Source organism: Leptospira dzoumogneensis, assembly GCF_004770895.1.
Lineage (GTDB): Bacteria > Spirochaetota > Leptospiria > Leptospirales > Leptospiraceae > Leptospira_B > Leptospira_B dzoumogneensis.
Window position 1 is genome coordinate 686,849 of record NZ_RQHS01000019.1, and the last position, 19,364, is coordinate 706,212.

The following is a 19,364-nucleotide window of genomic DNA, read 5'->3' on the forward strand; positions in this document are numbered from 1 at the left end:
CTAAGCTTTGATCCCTTTTTTCCTAAGATAATGTTCCAAATTTCTGGCGGCTTCCGATCTTACCTTTCCTTGGACTAAAGGTGACCATCCCAAAAGAACTCCGGGAGCGCCTAAAGCCATTCTGGTCCATTTCCAGAGTGGAAATCTATCCTTTTGTTTAATCACTTTTCCGTTTTTAAATTGGAATTCGGATCTGATATGGTTCTGGACTTGCCTTCCTGTTTTTGAGAATAGATAAGTTGCCACCCAGTACGCGGTCCCTGTTTCAGCACTAGCGTTCGCTTCGACTAGTTCTATTGTTGCATTCGGGTCCATTCTTTCTAAAAGCATGGACCACATTCCTGGTACTGCCCCGCCTTTTAACTTCGGAAATACAGGATCTGAAAATTCGACGTCTTGTGAATAGAAGTCTGCAATACTTGCAGAGTTTCTTGAATGAAAACTTTTATAAAAGTCTCTGATTTTGGCTTCGTTTGGATGCATTTGAATATCCTTTTTTGATTTCGCATAATAGGATCGAATTTGCGGATTTAGTGTGACTGGATTTCGGAAGAATTTTTAGAAAAAGATAAAAAAAGGCCCGCGGATGCGGGCCTGAAAATCATTCGGACAAGCGGATTAAACTCGTCCGAGGCAAGGCGAATAGAAAACGCCGTGTTGGCGTTGGTGTTAACTCCAGTTAACGTATGAGTTAAGTGATAACTCCTACTGGAGAGTAACGTTTCAATAATATACTAAATAGATCCGGAAATCGTTCGGAATTATATACATGAACGTTTTTTGTTTGCACCTAATTGAATTACGAAAAAATGTTTTTTAACGCATGATCCGAATTTCGTTTTTTTTTCTCGTTCTTATTTCGAGTTTCGGTTCCATCTTCGCAAAAGAACTTCCGTTCATTCTAAAAGCAAATGAACATAATAAAAACATTACGCCCGAACTTTATCTTTGGGAAAAAACCGATACTGAAAATATTCCTCCACCTATAAATCAAAACGACGGTTGGAAAAAAACTAGATCAAACGCCTTAAATTTCAATTTTTCTAAAAGATCGTATTGGTTAAAATTCAGAATTCAATTTCGCGAAGAAATTCGTGAAAATCTTTACTTCGTAATTCGATGGAAGGCTCACGATTTAGCTGAATTGTATACCCCAAATGGGGTAACTCCAATCCAGAGAGTAGGAGATACATTATCAAAAAGTAATTGGCCTGTAAAAAATATTCTCTATCCAACCTTACTCTTACAAGGAGAACCAGGCGAAGAAAAAGAATTTATCGTTCGGATCAAATCGGAATCCATTATGTCATTTCCGATCGAGATCATGGATGAGGCCGGCCTAAGAGCCAATCTTGCGGTTGAAACTGGAGTATTTTCACTTTCCGCATGCTTATACGGGATGCTGATCCTGGTCGCTTTATTATACTATAGGGCGACGGAATATAAGGAATTCCTACTATATACCTGCTATGCTTTCTGTATGGGAGCTTCTTACGATGTAAATTACGGAAATGCGATAGAGCTTTTCTGGGAAGATTCCCCTCTTGGGGCCGAAAAAGTGAATTACTTTTTCTTTAATTTAGGAGGGTTATTCGGATTCCAGTTTATTCGAAAATTTTTGGAAACGGAGAAATTTCTGCCTTGGGTGGATCGGATCTTATTCTTTTTTTCCGTTATTCTAGGCCTTACACTTCCACTCATTTTTACGATGGAAACCATTGCGTATTTGACTCTGACCAATGAGATCATATATTCCATTTCTATTCCTTTAATTTTGATCTCAGGGATCTATCTGCGAGGAAGGGGAAACCGCAAATTAAACCTGTTTTTGGTCTCTTGGGGTATGTATATGACCCTGGGATATATTAGTATTTTTTACTATATGGGATTTTTGGAATACGGGTTTTTTACCGTTTATTCAGTGCCACTTTTCTTTCCAGCGGACCTTCTCATTCTTCTCTATAATATTATACAAAAGTATTCTCAAAATCTGGAGGAGAAGAACAGCCTTTTGGAGACTCTTAGGGGTTTTATAAATAAACCTAGATATGCTCGTTCTAAAATATCCGGTTTGGACGTGGACGAATCCCTGAATGCTTTGGAACATCTGATGAGCACAGAGAAATTATTCGCAGAGGAAGAAGTTACGATCCAAATGCTCGCTTCTAAGATCGGATTAAGCACTCACCAATTGTCGGAACTCTTGAATTCTAGGCTTGGAATGGGATTTGCCGCTTATTTGAATTCTAAAAGGATAGAAGAAGCTAAACTTCTCCTGAAAAACGATACTGAAGACAATATTTTGAATATTGCATTTGCAGTCGGTTTCGGTTCTAAAACTTCTTTTAATGTGGAGTTTAAGAAGGCGACGGGTCTTACTCCTAAACAATACAAAAGTTTCGTTCAGAAAGCGGTTTTATAGGAAAGTTGAGATTTTTTCCAAACCGGACTGGAACGATTCAGTTTCAACGATTAAACTAATCACGATATTTCCCTGATCTTCTTCAAACCCGAACATGGAACCCGGGTGAACGAGTACTTTCTCTTTTTCTAATAATCTAAAGCAGAATTCTTCATCGTTTAAGAAAGAATCGGATTGTAGTACGGCGTACCATCCTCCTTTTGGAGATGCGTAAACGATAGAAGGATGAGAAGAATAGGAACTTTCCAAGACCTGAAGATTTCTGCGTATTCTTCTAAGCACCTGGCTTTGGATCATATTTCTCCATTGGAATAATTCAGGAAGAGCCAGCTGTATTGGAGTTCCGACAGACAAGTAAGTATCTGCGATTATCTCTAATCTTTCCTTACATTCTTTTTTCCAACTTGTAGGACCTCCAACATGGATCCAAGAGAGTTTCATTTGGGGAAGTGCAAGTATCTTAGAGATCCCATTCACCACAAACACAGGAAAATCCGTATGAAAGAAATCGATTTGGTCCCGGTTTTCTTCATGAAGATAATCTGAGAATACTTCATCCAAGACCAACGCTATCCTTTTAGTCTTGGCTAAAGTTTTCAGTTTTTCGAATTCTTCCAAGCTAAGTATGTTACCGGTCGGATTATTCGGAGAAACTAAGAACAAGATCTTAGTTTTATTAGTGATCTTAGAGTTTAAATTTTCAAAATCTATTTTCCAACCGGAGCTTTGGTCCAGTTGATAAGAATTAAATTCTACACCATCCAGTAAGGATAAAAATTCGAAGAGCGGGTACCCGGGAGAAGGGATAAGAACTTCTTCCCCCGGGTTGCATAATAACTTTATTAAATAGGAATATGCTTCGGAGGAAGAGGATGTCAGAAACAGATCTTCTTCCGAGATTGTATGGCCTTTTTCTTTATAATAACTTACGATCGATTTTCTGGCCTCAAGCGTACCTTTAGGATCCGGATCATATTCCATACTTTCCTGTTTTTCCAGAGAATGTAATATTGCTTCTCTAGGATAAACAAGTCCTACTTTTGTTGGATTAGAAATTGTAAGATCGATCCAGTCTTGTCCTGATCTCTTAAAAGACTCTAAAAGAGAATATAGATCATTCTCCCCTGGAATGAATTCGAATCGATCGCTAAAGCGAGGAGAGTTTTCCGAATCCATACGTTTTTCTTAATGTATCAATCTGTTCCAAAGATACAGAAGAAGTGAAAGTCCGATGCTGATCAAAATGGAAGTTGCGAAAGGAAAATAGAATCTGAAATTTTCTCTTTCTATCTTGAAGTCCCCGGGTAAATTACCAAGAGAAGAGATAAACGGGAGTTTGGAGCCGAAGATTATAATGGCTCCGATAATCAGGAAGAATGCCCCGATCCAAAGAAATGTTTTACCTAGCGGTTCCATGTTAGATCCACTGGAAACAAGAACTGGCGGAGAGGGGGGGATTCGAACCCCCGGTAGGTGTTACCCTACGCTTGCTTTCCAAGCAAGTACCATAAACCGCTCGGACACCTCTCCGGTTCTTGGTTGCGATTACGATGTTTTTCCAAGGAGCGGTCCGGTCAAGGAGATTCGACCCAAAAGTTCCGAGCGGAGTCCTTAGGACTTTTTCTCTGAAATAAATTGGGCCGCTCTTTTGGAGAATGCCATAATCGTATAGCTTGGATCCACGGAAACAGCAGTGGGAAATACGCTGGAATCGCTCACATATAAATTCGAAATTCCATGAACCTTATGTTTCCAATCCACGACTGAAGTTTTAGGATCCAGTCCCATTCTACATCCCCCCGCAGGATGAGGAGCTGCCATTGCCATAGAAGCTGGAGTTAATGGAAGTGAATCCACAACGGCGGCCTCTTCCGGTTTAGTTAATACGGTCCTTTTTAGATCAGGAAGTATTACTTTATAAGCGCCTGCTTTAAAGTTCAGAATAACTTGTTTGCGAATGCAGTCCTTGAGTATCTCTTTGGTGAGCGGTCCGAAACTGTATTGGACTTCTCTTTTGCCGCCGGACTTGATCTCTATTCTTCCTAACTCTGTGTCAGGATCATCGATCCAACCGATAGTCCCACCTAGTCTAGGAAGTTCTTTCATGATCTCGAAATGTTCTTCTCCGAATCCTGGAACGAGAGCGCCTATCGCGCCCGGCTGCAATTGGTTTGCCATGATTAGATATCCGCCCTCGCGGTAAGTTCCTCCCGCATAACGTGCCAGCCTGAATTCTTCGACCCCGTATGCTGATGGAATGTTTCTCCATTGGATAATAGATTCTTTATATAGCGCGTGTACAAATGGAGAAGGGTTGATCGCTAAAAATTCTCCTAATGCGGGCAACTTTTTCTTGAGTCCGTTCTTAAGAAGAAAAGTGGAACTTCCGAAACCTCCTGCTGCAACCACGACTGCGTCGGCTTTAAAACGTAATTTCACTTCGGATTCTTTTTGAGAAGGTCTGTCTATCACAACTGCCTCTAGTCCGACAACCTTGTCCCCTTCAAACTCCAATTCTAATGCTTTAGTGTCCGCATAAAGATCTGCGCCTAAGGCGATTGCCATCGGAATATGAGTGATCAACTGGCTTTGTTTTGCTCCGAACATACAACCTTGCATACAATGTCCGGACTTTTGGCAGTTCTTACGCGCTTGTGGAACGGGATTTCCTTCCCATCCTAATTCTTTAGAAGCCTTGCGAACCAATTGGTTCATTCTATTATAATTTTCTTCTTTGGCGGGATGTACATTCAGTGTGTCGTCTAACTCTTTCCAAAAAGGTTCTAGATCTTCTGCACCATGGCCGAGTACTCCGAATTTTTCTTTCCAGAGTTCTAATCTATCTTTAGGAGTTCTATAACTGTCCGCCCAGTAATGAACTGAGGCGCCGCCTACATTCTTTCCATATACTATATTTACCGTGCCGTCCGCAGTGGTGGCCATATTTCTCTCTGCGGAAACTTTGCCGGCCATATTCAATTCGTGATTATCGAATGATCCCGTATGGTAGTAACCTCCTTCTTCGATCAAGGTTACCTTCTTCCCTGCCTTAGCTAACTCATAAGCGACAGTCGCACCTCCACAACCTGTTCCTATGATTAAAACTTCAGTGCGGATTTCTTTGGATTCGCCTAGGTTTTTCCATTCGTAAATTTTACCCGACATCGGAACCTCCTACTAGTTTGCGATAATAGATCCTGGACTCGCTTAACTTTTCGGGAGGATCCATAAAAGGTCCGTCATACGAAATCGTTTTGAAAGTGGATTCATGTCCATAATACATTAAAAAAATAGGCATTCTCAAGTTTGCCCAAACTGCTTTTACGGTATCCGAATCTGAATGATTCAATTCGGATAAAAACTTTCTTCTGGATTCTAAGGAAAGTTTGGAGAATCTAGAAAACTTCCAGTGGAAGAACGGAAGATATTCCAAAACCATAATTAAAGTTTTGAAGTCGTCCGATAAGAATGGATCCACGAAATAGAATTCTTCATCTAATCTTTCCAATACCTTTGCTTCCTTATATGTCGGAGCTCCAACAGCTTCTGGTAAGATTGCTTCCGATAGTGCAGCTAGGGTTGCCAGTTCGGACTCGGAGAAGAACAGCGTTTTAGGTAATTGTCTGGAGGATCTGTTCAAAATACATATGGATCCCCCAAGTACTAGAGCTCCAGAACCGGCGAGTCCCAGTCTCAAGAATGTTCTGCGGGAAAACCGCGGGGCTGAATTTGCCATTGCAGTGTTTTCCTTCGATTCTTGGACTTGTCAATCCTATCCTACCCGTTTCCTTATAGAAAACCAACTTGACGTTCCAAACGTTCGATAATCCTTAGTATTCATGGCAGATAAGAATGACAAAGTTCCGGAAAATGTTCCGGGAAAATTCTATATTGATAATAGCTGCGTCCCTTGTAATGACTGCTTGGAAGAGGCACCTAAACTTTTGAAATATACCGACGATGAGTCTAAGGTATATTTCCATAAACAGCCTGCCACTCCTGAAGAAGCGGTTGCTGCCCGCAAAGCTATGGAAATCTGCCCGGTCGAAGCTATCGGAGACGACGGAGAATAAACCTGTTGGAAGTTTTTCGGTCATATACGGATCGGAAAACTTCTCCCAAAAATCGAATTACGTTTTTCTAATTTACTTTTCCTCTTTTTAATTCTTATAAAAGAGATAAGACCTACGCGAAAAAAGGTCCCATCTTCGGGGCCGAATCTCAAAATACAGACCACTCGTTCTAAGACAAAAGGTTTAGTTTCGGGTACGATTCGAAATCTTAGACCCGATTATTTTGTGGAAATAAAATCCCCTAACATTTTAGGATTTTAGGCCATTTTTTATTCGCAATGTACTCGTATAAGTCGTCTTTTTATGTATTAACTAATAGAGCAAGTTCTTGCATTTTATGGAAGAAAGACAGGACCAGGAAAAAATCAAATTGGACCAAAACCAAGATTTGTATCGGGTCTTAATCGAAACCAGCCGGGAACTGATCTGCTTACACGATCCAGAAGGGATCTATCTCTATGTTAATCCTATCATTGAAACTCTGACAGGTTTTAAACCGGAAGAAATGTTGGGTCGTAATCCTTACGATTTTATTCATCCTGACGATAGGGACCGTATTCTTACTAATTCTCATAATCCCGCAAAAGAGGGAAGGCCCACAGTCGCCACACAATATCGTTTTTTAAAGAAGAATGGGGACTATATTTGGTTCGAAACCTTAACCCAGCCGATTAAAAATAAAGAAGGTGAGGTCACCTATTTAAATACAACTTCCAGAGATGTTACCGACCAAGTACGACTAACGGAGAGTTTGCAGCAGGAAAAAAAATTCTCATCTATCATGGCTGAACTCGCGAAAGTGGGCGCTTGGGAATCCAATATTGAAGCAGGAAGTTTGTATTGGTCTTCTGAAATTTATAAGATCTTAGAAAGAGATCCTTCTCTCGGAATTGATAGAGATACTGTTTATAATAAATATTCCTATTCCGAAGATATAGAAAAGTTAAGAGAGAATAACTTAAGAGTCTATCAAAAAGGTGAGACTTACTCTGTGGAACATAGAATGGTCACAGAGACAGGAAGAGTTATCTGGGTGAGAACCCAGGGTAAACCGGCATATTCCGAAGGAAGGATCGTCGGAGTATACGGTGCGATGCAGGACATCACTCTTTCCAAATTGGTAGAAGAAGAGATCCGTTTAAGTGAGAAAAAATTCTCCGAAGCATTTCATAGTTCCGGTAATGGGATCATTCTGTTGGATAAGAATGGGCATTTTTTGGAACTCAACCAGTCCTTTGCAAAGATGATAGGATATGAACCGGACGAACTTCTTTTCAAATCATTCCAAGATGTTACTTATCCGGAAGATCTAAATACAGGTGCGGAAGCATTTCGTAAAATAATCGATGGAGAAAGAGACAGCGCTCAATTTGCAAAGAGGTATATCCACAAAAAAGGACATATAGTCTGGGTATTTATCACCGGAGTTGCGGTTCGAAAAGATTCAGGAGAGTTGATGTTTATCGTTTCTCAGATCCAAGATATTTCCCGCAAAAGGATCTTGGAAAATATTTTGAGAGAAAAAAATGCCAGGCTCAGATCGGTAGGCACTCACTTAAAAGAAAGGATCGCTCAGTTGGAAGAATTCAACCAGATCGTGTCCCATAATATGAGATCTCCGATCGGAAATATCTCCACACTCGTAAAGTTTTTAGAAGAGGCAGAAACGGAGGAAGAGAGGGTCGAATACATGGACTATCTCAAAACCACCTCTGACCAATTACTTACTACATTAAACGAAATCGTAGAAGTTATTAAAATAAGACAAAGCCCTAAGGTTGTTTCCGAAGAAATACTATTCGAATCCGTATTTTCCAGGGTAAAAGCCATGTTTTTAGGCCAAATATTGGAATGTGAGGCTGAAATCATCGCTGACTTTTCGAAATCACCTTCTATCATTTACCCTCCGGTCTATTTAGAGAGTATATTCTTAAACCTACTTTCAAATTCTTTGAAATATAGAAGTGAATCCCCTCATCCGGTGATCCGTTTTAAGACATATTGGTCTAGCGGAAATCATATTTTGGAAGTGCAGGATAACGGTTTAGGAATTGACTTAAATAAACATGGGGATCAAATTTTTAAATTACACAAAAGATTTCACCGGAACACGGACGGAAGAGGTTTGGGTCTTTTTATGACCAAAAACCAGATCGAGTCCTTAGGAGGAGAGATCCATGTGGAGAGCACCCCCGGACAGGGCACGAAATTTATAATTCTTCTTTCTAAAGCAAATGAATTCGCTATCTAAAAAACAGAAACTTTTACTTGTAGATGACGATGCTATCTTCGTTGAGATCGCTAAAAGAACCATCGAAAAGACAGGAGCGGTTGAAAGTTTAAAAGTGTTTCCGGATGGGGAAGGTGCTATCAGCTTTTTGAGAGAACACCAAAGCGAGCCGGATATCATCCCTGATTTTATCTTTTTAGATATTAATATGCCTTTTATGGACGGATGGCAATTTTTAGACGAGTACGCAAACTTCGTGAACTTACTCAGTAAGAAGCCCGAAATTTATATGGTCAGCTCTTCCGTAGACGATTCGGATCTAAGAAGAGCTAAAGAAATCCCATTAGTAAAAGATTATATAATTAAGCCTGTGTCTTTGGATTCGTTCAAAAAAATCCTAACGAATCAAGTTTAATTTACTCTCCACCGCCCAGGGAGAATGCTCTTTTTCCCTGAAACTTATACAAATTATCCGTTTGGATACTATCTAATCCGGCTTCTGAAATTCTAAGTAGTAATTTTGCGATTTGTTCCGGCTGTATCTTGATAAAACCGTCTCCCGATTCGTTGTCAGGAGTTTCAGGGCTTACGAATCTACATCTCCAATGATCCGTTAAAAAAGTTTCAGGAGCTCCGTTGGGATAAACTTTGACCCCTCTATTTGTGATCATTCTGAGTTTCAGATCTCCGGAGACTGCACTTAGTTTTTTAGCAAGATCTTCCGAAGTTCCAGGTTCCCAATCTAAAAATACGTCTACTCCCACTAGTTCTTTTTGTAGGGCTTTCCTTTTGTATTCGGGGATATGGATCGCTTTCGCTTTTCCGAAAGAGATAGGTTTGAATTTTTCGGGGAGATGGCCAAGATTTCCGATCACAGCTTCTCCAAATTCTTTTGTTCCTACTTTGATACGACTTACACCTGCTTTGTAAATATCTCCGGTATGAATTCCTTCTTCAATAGTAAGTAACCAAGCATTTTGGATCTTCGCAGCTATATCAGGTTGCCCTAAATGGACAAGCATCATCACTGCTGCATTGATCAGTCCGCTTGGGTTTGCGATATTTTTTCCTGCGATATCGGGAGCGGAACCGTGGATCGCTTCGAACATGGAGACAACTTCTCCTATATTTGCGGATCCTGCCATACCGACTGAACCTGCAACTTGAGCGACTATATCCGAAATAATATCTCCATATAAGTTTAAAGTGACAACCACATCGTAAGCCTGAGGTCTTTCCGCTAAGTGAGCCGCACCTATATCGATGATCTCGCTTGCCGCTTCTAGATCAGGATATTCTTTTGCAATTTCTTTGAACACATCATGGAACAAACCGTCGGATTGTTTCATGATATTGTCTTTTACCATCGCGGTTACTTTTTTTCTGCCATAGGCTTTCGCATATTCGAAGGCATAACGGATGATCTTTTCGGAACCCGGTCTTGAAATTAATTTTAAACATTGGACGGTGTCCGAAGTTTGTTTGTGTTCTATTCCGGTATAAAGATCTTCTTCATTCTCTCTTACGATAACCACATCTAACTTGGGATGTTTTGTATCTACATAAGGATAAAGTGAAATACAAGGTCTAACGTTCGCAAAAAGCCCTAAGGTGGTCCTAACGGTTACATTCAAACTTTTGTAACCGCCTCCCTGAGGAGTAGTGATCGGAGCTTTAAAAAATACTTTTGTATCGCGGAGAATGTCCCAAGATTCAGGTTCTATTCCTGCGCTATGGCCTTTTTTGTAGACCTGCTCTCCGATATCTATAAAGACCGGTTCGACGCTCGCACCTGCCGCTTCTAAGATCCTAAGAGTGGCGTCCATGATCTCAGGACCGATCCCATCTCCCTTAGCAACAGCGATTTTTTTCTTCGAGCTCATACCGACCTCCGGTTTTTATAATGTGAAATATTTTGACATTTTCGAATATCCACACCCGATGTAGGAGTTCCAACAAACGTTTGTTTCTAGTCTTATTTCAACCGATGAGGTACTTGGGTCAATCTGGATTAGGTCCAGGGATAGAATTCCAGCAGATCTCCTTCTTTCAGATTTTCCGTTTCTGAAAATTGGACTCCTAGTCCGTCTGAAAATATTCCTGCTCGAATATCTCCGCTTCCGTTAAACTTCTTTTCAGATAAAAAGGTTTGGCCTTTGGTCTCATAAGAAACCGGGAAGAACTCGGTCAGTTTGTTTTTCTTTTTTCTTTCTCCCGCAAAAGGCAAACAGATAGGTTTCTCTGAAGAATGACCCAAAAATTTTCGCAGATATGCTTCTACAAAGATCCGAAAACAAACTTGAACGCTGAAAGGATTTCCAGGCAGACCGAAGACTGCTTGCTCCTTCTTTTTGCCGAACCAAATCGGTTTTCCAGGTTTGATCCTTACCTTATGAAAAATTTCTTTCACTCCGGAAGTTTCCAGAATTTTAGGAACCAGGTCTAGATTTCCCATAGAAACACCACCTGAGAGAATGAGAAGATCGGAATCTAAACCTTCCTGAACCGCTTTTTCTAAAATGGTAGGATCGTCACCTGCTCGAGTAACGGATATTGGAACTATACCATATTTTTGTAATAAAGATCGGATAGAATAAGAATTAGAATCTCTGATCTGCCAAGGTTTTGGGGTCTCACCAGGACCTACGATCTCGTTTCCAGTGGAGATCACTCTTACACGCGGAAGTTTAGAAGTTTGAACTGAATATTTTCCTAAGGAAGAAAGTAAAGAAAGAACGGATGCACTGATCAAAGTCCCTTCTTTTAAGATTTCTTGATTTCTTTTTAGATCTTCTCCTTGGATCGCTATATTGGAGAAGGAGCCGGATTTTTCCGTTCTGAAACGGACCTGTTTCTTTCCATTAGAAATTCCTAAATCTTCGGAATCTTCTATCTTTATGACTAGATCGAAACCTTCCGGAACGGGGGCGCCCGTCATAATTCGGATGGCTTCTTCTCCGCTTTCTAATTGGAAAGATTCACCAGCGTGTAGTTCTCTTGTGTAAGAATAGACTCGATCTTCCGAAAAGCCTTCCGACTTTAATGCGAATCCATCCATGGTTGCACGATGAAAAGGAGGATAATCCCGATCCGCATGGATCTTTTCTCTCAGCACCTTACCAAGAGAATTTTCCAAGTCCGTATTTTCGGAAGAAGATACGCTCGCAGAAGATTCTACGAGTTTGAGTGCCTCTTGGACAGAGATCAATGTCCTTCTCCTCTCATCATTTTTTTTGCATGAAATACTGCAGGAAGAATTGCCTGCAAACTTTCAGTGGCGCCATTTGTGCTTCCTGGTACGGACACTATTAACGTTTTACCGATCCTGCCTGCGATGGATCTGGACAACATTGCAAATGGAGTTCTGTCTTGGCCGAAGGATCTCATTGCTTCCGCAATACCCGGGATCTCTTGTTCTAGGATCTCTTTTATTGCTTCCGGAGTATTGTCTCTCGGCCCGAGTCCTGTTCCGCCCGTGGTGACGATCAGATCCAAACCTAGTTTAGACCATTCTAATATTGTATTTCTGATCTGCTCAGGTTCGTCGGGAAGAATTTCCGATTTAACAGTTTCTACATCATGTTCTTTTAATAAGTTTAAGATTGCTTTTCCGGAGCCATCTTCCCTTTTTCCTTGGAAAGTAGAATCGGAACAAACCAGGATTCCCGCCTTAGAGCCTGCCGCAAATTTTGTGATCTGAGAGTCGGTTTTTCCGCCCTTCTTCTCCAAAAGACGAATAGAGGAAATTTCCAGCTCCTTATCTATAGGTTTTAGTAAATCATAAATCACTAATGAAGCTACGCTTACACCTGTCAAAGCTTCCATCTCTATGCCTGTTTTTCCGATAGATTTTGCAGTGGTTAAGATCCTGACTGCATTTTTGTCGGAAAGAACTTCGAATTCGATTTGGAAAGAATCGATCGAAACAGGATGGCAATGAGGTATCAGCTCCGAAGTTTTTTTAGAACCAAGAAGTGCGGCGGCCTTTGCCACTCCGAAAAGATCTCCCTTAGGAAGAGTATTCTCTTTGATCCTAATAATGGTTTCCGGTTTGCAGAATACAAAACCTTCTGCTTGGGCAGTTCTAAGAGTTGTTTTCTTTCCGGTAATATCGTTCATGCTTCCTCTTAGCGGGAATCCGCAGGAATCAATATAATTCTGCTCAGGAAAACTGCGAGTAAATTAACGATTTGTAGGAGCTCCTACACGCGTAGCGCAGGCAAATTTTCTAGCTGTCTACCTTCTTCTTTTAATCTCTGCAGCTCGGTATAAAAACTCACGATCTCCCCGAAGATCAATAGTGCAGGTGTTTTGATCTGGAATTCTTCCGCCTTCTCCAAACAAGTATCTATATCTGCCAAAACCAATCTTTGGTTGGGAAGAGTAGCGTTTTCTATGAATGCCATTGGAGTGGAGGCTGAGTTTCCGGATCCCAATAAATTCTCTCGGATACTTTCCAGACTGTTCAATCCCATATAAACCAAAACGGTCTTGCCTTCCAAGTTTAAGTCTTCGAAACTTTCCGGATTTTTACCCGTCTTTTTATGGCCGGATAAGAATAGGATCTCTCTTGCATATTCTCTATGAGTAAGCGGAATCCCTAAACTAGAGGCGGCTCCGGAAGCGGTTGTGACCCCCGCTAAAATTTCACATTCAATTCCTAAGGAAGCAAGGTATTCTATTTCTTCTCCGGCTCTTCCGTAAATGGAAGGATCTCCTCCCTTCAAACGAACTATATTAGAATATTGTTTAGCATATTCTCCTAATTTTTCATTGATCTCCGTTTGAAGACAGCTATGTTGTCCGATCCTTTTGCCTACATACTCTAAGACTGCGGATTTTTTGCAGTATTTCAAAACTCCCGCGGATACCAGATCATCGTATAAAACAATATCCGCTTTTCTTAAAAGTTTTACTGCACGAACTGTGAGAAGGTCCGGATTTCCCGGACCTGCACCTACTAAATATACTTTTCCTAGGGAAGAATTCATATTCTTAACCCTGAGTTCCCGGGTCTTCGATCCCGATATAAACAGTTCCGTCCTCGATATGGACCGGATATGTTTTTATGGAATATTCATCTCCGCTGATACAAGCGCCGGTCCTAAGAGAGAAAGATTTTTTATGCATCGGGCATGCAACCTTTGGCTCTCCCTGAGAATCACCGATCATTCCTCTTGCTAAAACCATGTCTCCTGTGTGAGGGCATTTGTTCTCGCATGCAAACCATTCATTTCTAGAACTGAAATGAAAGATCGCGATTTGTTCTCCATAAACTTTGGCACAGACTCCACCATCTTCGGGAAATTCAGTAACTGTACTAACGGGTATCCAAACAGGTTCTTTTGCGGCTGTATTCATTTTTATCTCCTAGTTCGAAACCAATTCTTTTTTAGGCCAATCTACCGGACGTTTTTGTCCTCTTTCTTCTATGAATTTTACGGTTGGGTCGGCATCTTCACTGTTTATGAAATGTTTATATTTCTTTTGTTTTTCAGGATCATCTACTACGTCTTTCCATTCACAAACATAAGTTCCTACAAGACGGTTCATCTCTTCTTCCAAGTCTTTGTTGATACCAAGTCTGTCGTTGATGATCACATCTTTCAGATATTCTATTCCACCTTCTAATTGTTCCAACCATGCGGAAGTCCTTACAAGTTTATCAGCGGTTCTGATATAGAACATCATGAACCTGTCTATGTATTTAACGCAGGTCTCTTCGTCCAAATCGGCCGCGAGAAGGATTGCGTGTTTTGGATTCACTCCTCCGTTCCCGCCGACATAAAGGTTCCAGCCTTTTTCGGTGGCGATGATACCGAAGTCTTTACCTCTTGCTTCCGCACATTCTCTGATACAACCTGAGACTGCTGATTTTAATTTATGAGGAGCTCTGATCCCTCTGTATCTTTCTTCGATACGAATTGCGAATGCAGTGCTGTCTTGTACCCCGTATCTGCACCAAGTAGAACCAACACAACTTTTAACGGTTCGCATTGCTTTGCCGTAAGCATGTCCGCTTTCGAAACCTTCTTCCACTAGATCTTTCCAGATGTCGGGAAGTTGTTCCATTCTTGCACCGAGTAGATCTATCCTCTGACCACCGGTGATCTTGCAATAGAGATCGTACTTCTTAGCGATCTGACCGATCACGATCAATTTATCAGGAGTGATCTCACCGCCGGGGATACGAGGAACAACGGAGTAAGTTCCGCCTCTTTGGATGTTTGCAAGATACTTATCGTTGGTATCTTGGATCTCTCTATGTTTTTGGATCGGTTCGTTATAAATACTGGCGATGATAGAAGCCACAGCAGGTTTACAAACTTCGCAGCCGTTCCCCATCCCATGAGTACGGATCATCTCTTCGAAACTACGGATCCCTTTTACTTTTGCGATCTGGAACAACTCTTGTCTGGAATATTTAAAATGTTCACATACATGTTCGGTGACTACTTTACCCTGTGCACGAAGTTCTTCCTTCAGGATGGAATTCATCTGAGGGATACAACCGCCGCAACCGGTTCCAGCCTTAGTGCATTCTTTCAGACCTTTCAGATCTGAACAAGAACCCGAACGTATCGCACCTAAAAGATCGCCTTTAGAAACGTTATTACAAGAACAGATCTTTGCATCATCCGGAAGAGAACCGAATGCAGAACCTTCTTCCGATGGAGTTCCTACAATCAAGGATTCAGGCTCGGAAGGAAGTTCTACGTTATTTAAGTAAAGAGTGAGAAGGGTAGAATATGCATCCGCATCTCCTACAAGTATTCCTCCCTTCAGTTTTTTACCATCGGGAGAAAGAACTAATTTTTTATACACTCCCGTGCGGGGATTCGTATAAGCGATAGGAAGATGTTCCGTTTGGCCTAAAGCATCTCCAAAAGAAGCAACATCCACTCCGATCAATTTTAGTTTTGTAGAAAGATCTGAACCCGCGTAAGATTTCGTTTTTTGTCCGGGACTGCAAAGATTATAAGCGAGTATCTCCGCCATTTCATAACCCGGAGCGACAAGTCCGTAGATCATTCCTTTATGAAGTGCAACTTCTCCGATTGCGTAAACCCCGTAGACATTTGTTCTTAACTCGTCGTCTACAATGATCCCGCCTCTTTGTCCGACCTCTATTCCTGAATTTTTCGCCAGTTCATCTCTGGGCTGGATACCTGCGGAGACAATCAACATCTCCACTTCTAAAACGGAACCATCTACGAATTTCAGTCCTTGGAAACTAGTTTCACCTAATGCTTGTTTGGTTTCTTTATTTAAGTGAATGCGAACGCCTAAGGATTCGATCTTGGATTTTAGAACGGAAGAAGCTGCCTCATCCAATTGTCTCGGCATCAAACGAGATGCGAATTCCACAACATGGCTTTCTTTTCCCATATCTAATACAGCCTTGGCTGCTTCTAAACCTAATAAACCACCGCCGAGTACCGCTGCTTTGGAAACTTGTTTAGCATAAGACATGATCTTTTCTAGATCTTCAATCGTACGATAAACGAAAACTCCTTGTTTATCCACACCTTCGAAATTAGGAACAAAGGCGGAAGATCCGGTAGCAATTACCAATTCATCAAAAGGTAATTCGGTACCTGCAGAAGTGGTTACTTTTCTGGAAACCGTGTCTACGGAAATCGCAGGTTCGGAAAGTAATAAGCGGATCCCGTTGGTTCTATACCAATCGGAAGGAGAAAGATAAAGTGAATCTGCGGATCTATTTGTAAAGTATTCGGAAAGATGAACTCGATCATAAGCTCTTCTAGGTTCTTCCCCTAAAATAGTTACTTCAAATTTTTCGGTTCCACCGTACTCTGCGATCTTTTCGGCGAATCTATGACCCACCATCCCGTTCCCAAGAATTACTAACTTCCGTTTCATTTTATCTATCTCCTTTCCCTTTTAAGGAGCCGGCTTAAGCCGACTCCAATTCTAAGGATTCGTTTTTTCTATTTTTTTCCCAAACATAAGTGTTCATCATGAACAGAAGGAAGGCGGATAACGCGACTACTACGGATAGAACTACAAATCCGACGGAGAATGTCCCGGAAATCGCTTTCAAACTTCCTAATAGATTCGGAACAAAAAATCCTCCCAAACCTCCAAAGGCTCCGATAAACCCGGTGATGATCCCTATCTCCTTGCTGAATCTAAGAGGAACGAGTTGGAATACCGAACCGTTACCTAAACCTAAGAAGATCATTAAAGTGATGAATATAGGAAGAATGATCCCTACGGAAGGCAGCCAAGAGACGGCGATCAAACAAGAAGCAACTCCTGCAAATACACCGAGTAAAACTGTTACTCCACCGAATTTATCGGAAAGATATCCGCCGATAGGGCGAACCAAACTTGCACCTAAGATACAATAAGATGTATAGAATCCGGTGGTGACTTTATCCACACCGTATTGGTCATGGAAGAAGATAGGAAGAAAGCTTGCTATACCTACGAATCCGCCGAACGTTACGCTATACAGCAAACAGAAGAACAAAGCGTCTCTGGACTTGATCGGTACTAAATATTGTTTTAAAGGTTTTTTAGAAATTGTTCCAGGACAATCTTTTGCAAAGAATAAGAAGAATACGAAAGCAAACGCTAAAGGAATAAGAGCAAGGCCGAAAACGGCATGCCATCCGAAATTTCTGGCAAGATCAGGAGCGAAGAATGTGGCGATCACGGATCCGCTGTTCCCGGCGCCCGCGATTCCCATTACTAATCCTTGGTATTCTTTAGGATACCATCTACTCGCTAAAGGAAGAGCAACTGCGAAGCTTGCTCCTGCAGTTCCTAATAATAATCCGACAAGGATCACTTCAGGAAGAGTGTTCGCGAATTTCCAACCTAATAATAAGGTTAGCATTGTGACACCCATTCCGCAAAGACCGACGATCTTAGATCCATAACGATCAGAAAGTAATCCTAAAGGAATTCTTAATAATGTTCCTCCCAATAGAGGAACGGAAACCAGCATCCCTTTTTGGGCAGGGCCTAATTTGAATTCTTCTGAAATAAAGACGCCTAAAGCGGCAAGCAGCATCCATACCATGAAGCTGAAGTCAAAGTATAGAAAGGAGCTCACGAGAGATGGAAAGTGGCCGATGGACACGAATTCACGAAATTTTTTCATTTAAAGCTCTCCGTTATCGAGCAGAAACGCTCACATAGAGTTTATAGCAAAAGTCGTGCCAAGTATTTGGATGAATTTTTGAAAAATGCTATATTAAGAGCTATACATATAAAAATTTAGATTAAGGCCTTCTTTTTCGAACACATATTAAAATTTCAGTATGAATCAATCTAAGAATAAAGAACAAAATCGCTAGAAATTATACATATATTGTACATGGTGCTTAATTAAAAGACGTACAATTTGGAATCGCTCACTTTCTATTCGTGAATATTTTAAGTTTAGATGAATTGATAATAAAGTTTATGAATTGGCATGAAAATTGCTAATTATCTAGCGTGAATACAGAAAATGGATTTCGAAGTACCTGTTCCTATTGCGGGGTCGGATGCGGTGTATTGATTCAGAAAGAGAGTGAGAGCAGTTTTACGGTCCATGGAGATCCGGATCATCCTGCGAATAAAGGAATGCTCTGCTCAAAAGGAATGAATTTACATCATACCGTTTTGGATAAGAGCGACAGGCTTTTGCATCCAATGGCAAGAAATCCTAAAACGGGAGAATTGCAAAAGACGGATTGGGATTCTGCACTGGGAGAGATAGCTTCTCGATTTAAAAATCTGATCAAAGAGTATGGACCAGACTCGGTAGGATTCTATGTTTCCGGACAATTATTGACGGAAGAATATTATGTGGTGAATAAACTCACCAAAGGTTTTTTAAATACAAATAATATAGATACGAACTCCAGACTATGTATGAGTTCTGCAGTTGTAGGTTATAAGATGTCCTTGGGTGAGGACAGCGTTCCTATATCTTATGATGATATAGAAATTGCGGATTGTTTTTTGATCGCGGGCGCCAACCCTGCTTGGTGTCATCCGATCCTTTTTAGAAGGATAGAAGCCAGAAAAAATTCGGACTCGAATGTTAAGATCATCGTTGTCGATCCTAGAAAAACGGAAAGTTGTGAGAATGCTGACTTACATCTTCAGATCATACCTGGAACCGATATATTATTATTCAATGCAATTGCAAGAAGTCTGATCGAGACTAATTCCTTAGATCCTAATTTTATCAAATCGCATACGGAAGGATTCGAAGAACTAAAAGAAAAAGTTTTTTCGATGAGTATGGAAGAATATGCAGACTCTTGTGGAGTTTCAAAGGAGTCCATTCGAGAAGCGGCAAGTTTGATCTCGAATGCAAATGGATTTTTAACTCTATGGGCAATGGGACTTAACCAAAGTGTGGTAGGAGTTAATAAAAATTTAGCATTAATTAATTTGAATCTGATCACAGGAAAGATCGGCAAACCAGGGTCCGGTCCATTTTCCTTAACAGGGCAACCGAACGCCATGGGGGGAAGAGAAGTTGGCGGTCTATGTAATCTTCTTCCTGCACATAGAAATTTGGCGGATGAAAATCATAGGAAGGAAGTCGCAGATTTTTGGGGAGTGGAATCTATTCGGGATAAGCCTGGTTATTCCGCTACGGAGATGTTCG

General features: G+C 41.0%; 17 protein-coding genes and 1 tRNA gene. 5 read left to right on the top strand and 13 right to left on the bottom strand.

Going from position 1 to position 19,364, the window contains the following annotated elements:
* Positions 1-483 carry a nuclear transport factor 2 family protein gene (locus EHR06_RS16780; RefSeq protein WP_135758039.1) on the bottom strand — a complete coding sequence of 161 codons (483 nt, stop codon included), beginning with the start codon at positions 481-483 and terminating at the stop codon, positions 1-3.
* Positions 484-823: 340 nt separating this feature from the next.
* Between EHR06_RS16780 and EHR06_RS16785 the strand changes: the two genes are divergently transcribed.
* Complete coding sequence (locus EHR06_RS16785) at positions 824-2,422, top strand: 7TM diverse intracellular signaling domain-containing protein (protein WP_135758040.1); 1,599 nt, start codon at positions 824-826, stop codon at positions 2,420-2,422.
* Here the strand turns inward: EHR06_RS16785 and EHR06_RS16790 are convergent.
* The 5 genes from EHR06_RS16790 to EHR06_RS16810 all read right to left on the bottom strand — a co-directional run bounded on the left by EHR06_RS16790 (position 2,417) and on the right by EHR06_RS16810 (position 6,158).
* On the bottom strand, positions 2,417-3,598 hold the full coding sequence (locus EHR06_RS16790; RefSeq protein WP_135758041.1) for a pyridoxal phosphate-dependent aminotransferase: 1,182 nt from the start codon (positions 3,596-3,598) through the stop codon (positions 2,417-2,419). The genes EHR06_RS16785 and EHR06_RS16790 overlap by 6 nt on opposite strands.
* A 9-nt stretch (positions 3,599-3,607) precedes the next feature.
* Positions 3,608-3,838, bottom strand: coding sequence for a DUF2905 domain-containing protein (locus EHR06_RS16795; protein WP_135758042.1), 231 nt, complete (start codon positions 3,836-3,838; stop codon positions 3,608-3,610).
* A gap of 24 nt (positions 3,839-3,862) precedes the next feature.
* Positions 3,863-3,952, bottom strand: a tRNA-Ser gene (locus EHR06_RS16800).
* 81 nt (positions 3,953-4,033) lie between these two features.
* The gene (locus tag EHR06_RS16805; protein ID WP_135758043.1) at positions 4,034-5,587 is read right to left on the bottom strand and encodes an FAD-dependent oxidoreductase; all 1,554 of its coding nucleotides are present in this window, start codon (positions 5,585-5,587) and stop codon (positions 4,034-4,036) included.
* Complete coding sequence (locus EHR06_RS16810) at positions 5,577-6,158, bottom strand: hypothetical protein (protein WP_135758044.1); 582 nt, start codon at positions 6,156-6,158, stop codon at positions 5,577-5,579. The genes EHR06_RS16805 and EHR06_RS16810 overlap by 11 nt, the downstream gene beginning before the upstream one ends.
* Before the next feature lie 103 nt (positions 6,159-6,261).
* On the opposite strand from EHR06_RS16810, the gene EHR06_RS16815 reads away from it, so the two are divergent.
* The 3 genes from EHR06_RS16815 to EHR06_RS16825 all read left to right on the top strand — a co-directional run bounded on the left by EHR06_RS16815 (position 6,262) and on the right by EHR06_RS16825 (position 9,140).
* The gene (locus EHR06_RS16815; protein ID WP_135614753.1) at positions 6,262-6,495 is read left to right on the top strand and encodes a ferredoxin; all 234 of its coding nucleotides are present in this window, start codon (positions 6,262-6,264) and stop codon (positions 6,493-6,495) included.
* A 337-nt stretch (positions 6,496-6,832) separates the two neighbouring features.
* Positions 6,833-8,746 (top strand): PAS domain S-box protein, encoded by a 1,914-nt coding sequence (locus EHR06_RS16820; RefSeq protein WP_135758045.1) that lies wholly within the window; start codon positions 6,833-6,835, stop codon positions 8,744-8,746.
* Positions 8,730-9,140, top strand: coding sequence for a response regulator (locus EHR06_RS16825; protein WP_135758046.1), 411 nt, complete (start codon positions 8,730-8,732; stop codon positions 9,138-9,140). Before EHR06_RS16820 ends, EHR06_RS16825 begins: the two co-directional genes overlap by 17 nt.
* Before the next feature lies 1 nt (position 9,141).
* Here EHR06_RS16825 and EHR06_RS16830 read toward each other — a convergent pair whose 3' ends face one another.
* The 7 genes from EHR06_RS16830 to EHR06_RS16860 all read right to left on the bottom strand — a co-directional run bounded on the left by EHR06_RS16830 (position 9,142) and on the right by EHR06_RS16860 (position 17,858).
* Positions 9,142-10,608, bottom strand: coding sequence for an NADP-dependent isocitrate dehydrogenase (locus tag EHR06_RS16830; RefSeq protein ID WP_135758047.1), 1,467 nt, complete (start codon positions 10,606-10,608; stop codon positions 9,142-9,144).
* Positions 10,609-10,736: 128 nt separating this feature from the next.
* On the bottom strand, positions 10,737-11,933 hold the full coding sequence (locus EHR06_RS16835) for a molybdopterin molybdotransferase MoeA (protein WP_135758048.1): 1,197 nt from the start codon (positions 11,931-11,933) through the stop codon (positions 10,737-10,739).
* Positions 11,930-12,844, bottom strand: coding sequence for a bifunctional molybdenum cofactor biosynthesis protein MoaC/MoaB (moaCB, locus tag EHR06_RS16840; protein ID WP_135758049.1), 915 nt, complete (start codon positions 12,842-12,844; stop codon positions 11,930-11,932). The genes EHR06_RS16835 and moaCB overlap by 4 nt, the downstream gene beginning before the upstream one ends.
* A gap of 83 nt (positions 12,845-12,927) precedes the next feature.
* Positions 12,928-13,716: a uroporphyrinogen-III C-methyltransferase gene (cobA, locus tag EHR06_RS16845; protein ID WP_135758050.1), complete on the bottom strand. Its 789-nt coding sequence runs from the start codon at positions 13,714-13,716 to the stop codon at positions 12,928-12,930.
* Positions 13,717-13,720: 4 nt separating this feature from the next.
* Complete coding sequence (nirD, locus tag EHR06_RS16850) at positions 13,721-14,086, bottom strand: nitrite reductase small subunit NirD (RefSeq protein WP_135758051.1); 366 nt, start codon at positions 14,084-14,086, stop codon at positions 13,721-13,723.
* 9 nt (positions 14,087-14,095) lie between these two features.
* Positions 14,096-16,609 carry a nitrite reductase large subunit NirB gene (gene nirB / locus EHR06_RS16855; protein WP_135758052.1) on the bottom strand — a complete coding sequence of 838 codons (2,514 nt, stop codon included), beginning with the start codon at positions 16,607-16,609 and terminating at the stop codon, positions 14,096-14,098.
* Positions 16,610-16,643: 34 nt separating this feature from the next.
* Positions 16,644-17,858 carry a nitrate/nitrite transporter gene (locus tag EHR06_RS16860; RefSeq protein ID WP_135758053.1) on the bottom strand — a complete coding sequence of 405 codons (1,215 nt, stop codon included), beginning with the start codon at positions 17,856-17,858 and terminating at the stop codon, positions 16,644-16,646.
* A gap of 338 nt (positions 17,859-18,196) precedes the next feature.
* Here EHR06_RS16860 and EHR06_RS16865 point away from each other — a divergent pair.
* Positions 18,197-19,364 (top strand): molybdopterin-dependent oxidoreductase (locus tag EHR06_RS16865; protein WP_167492309.1); only part of this gene is annotated, 1,168 nt, incomplete at its 3' end.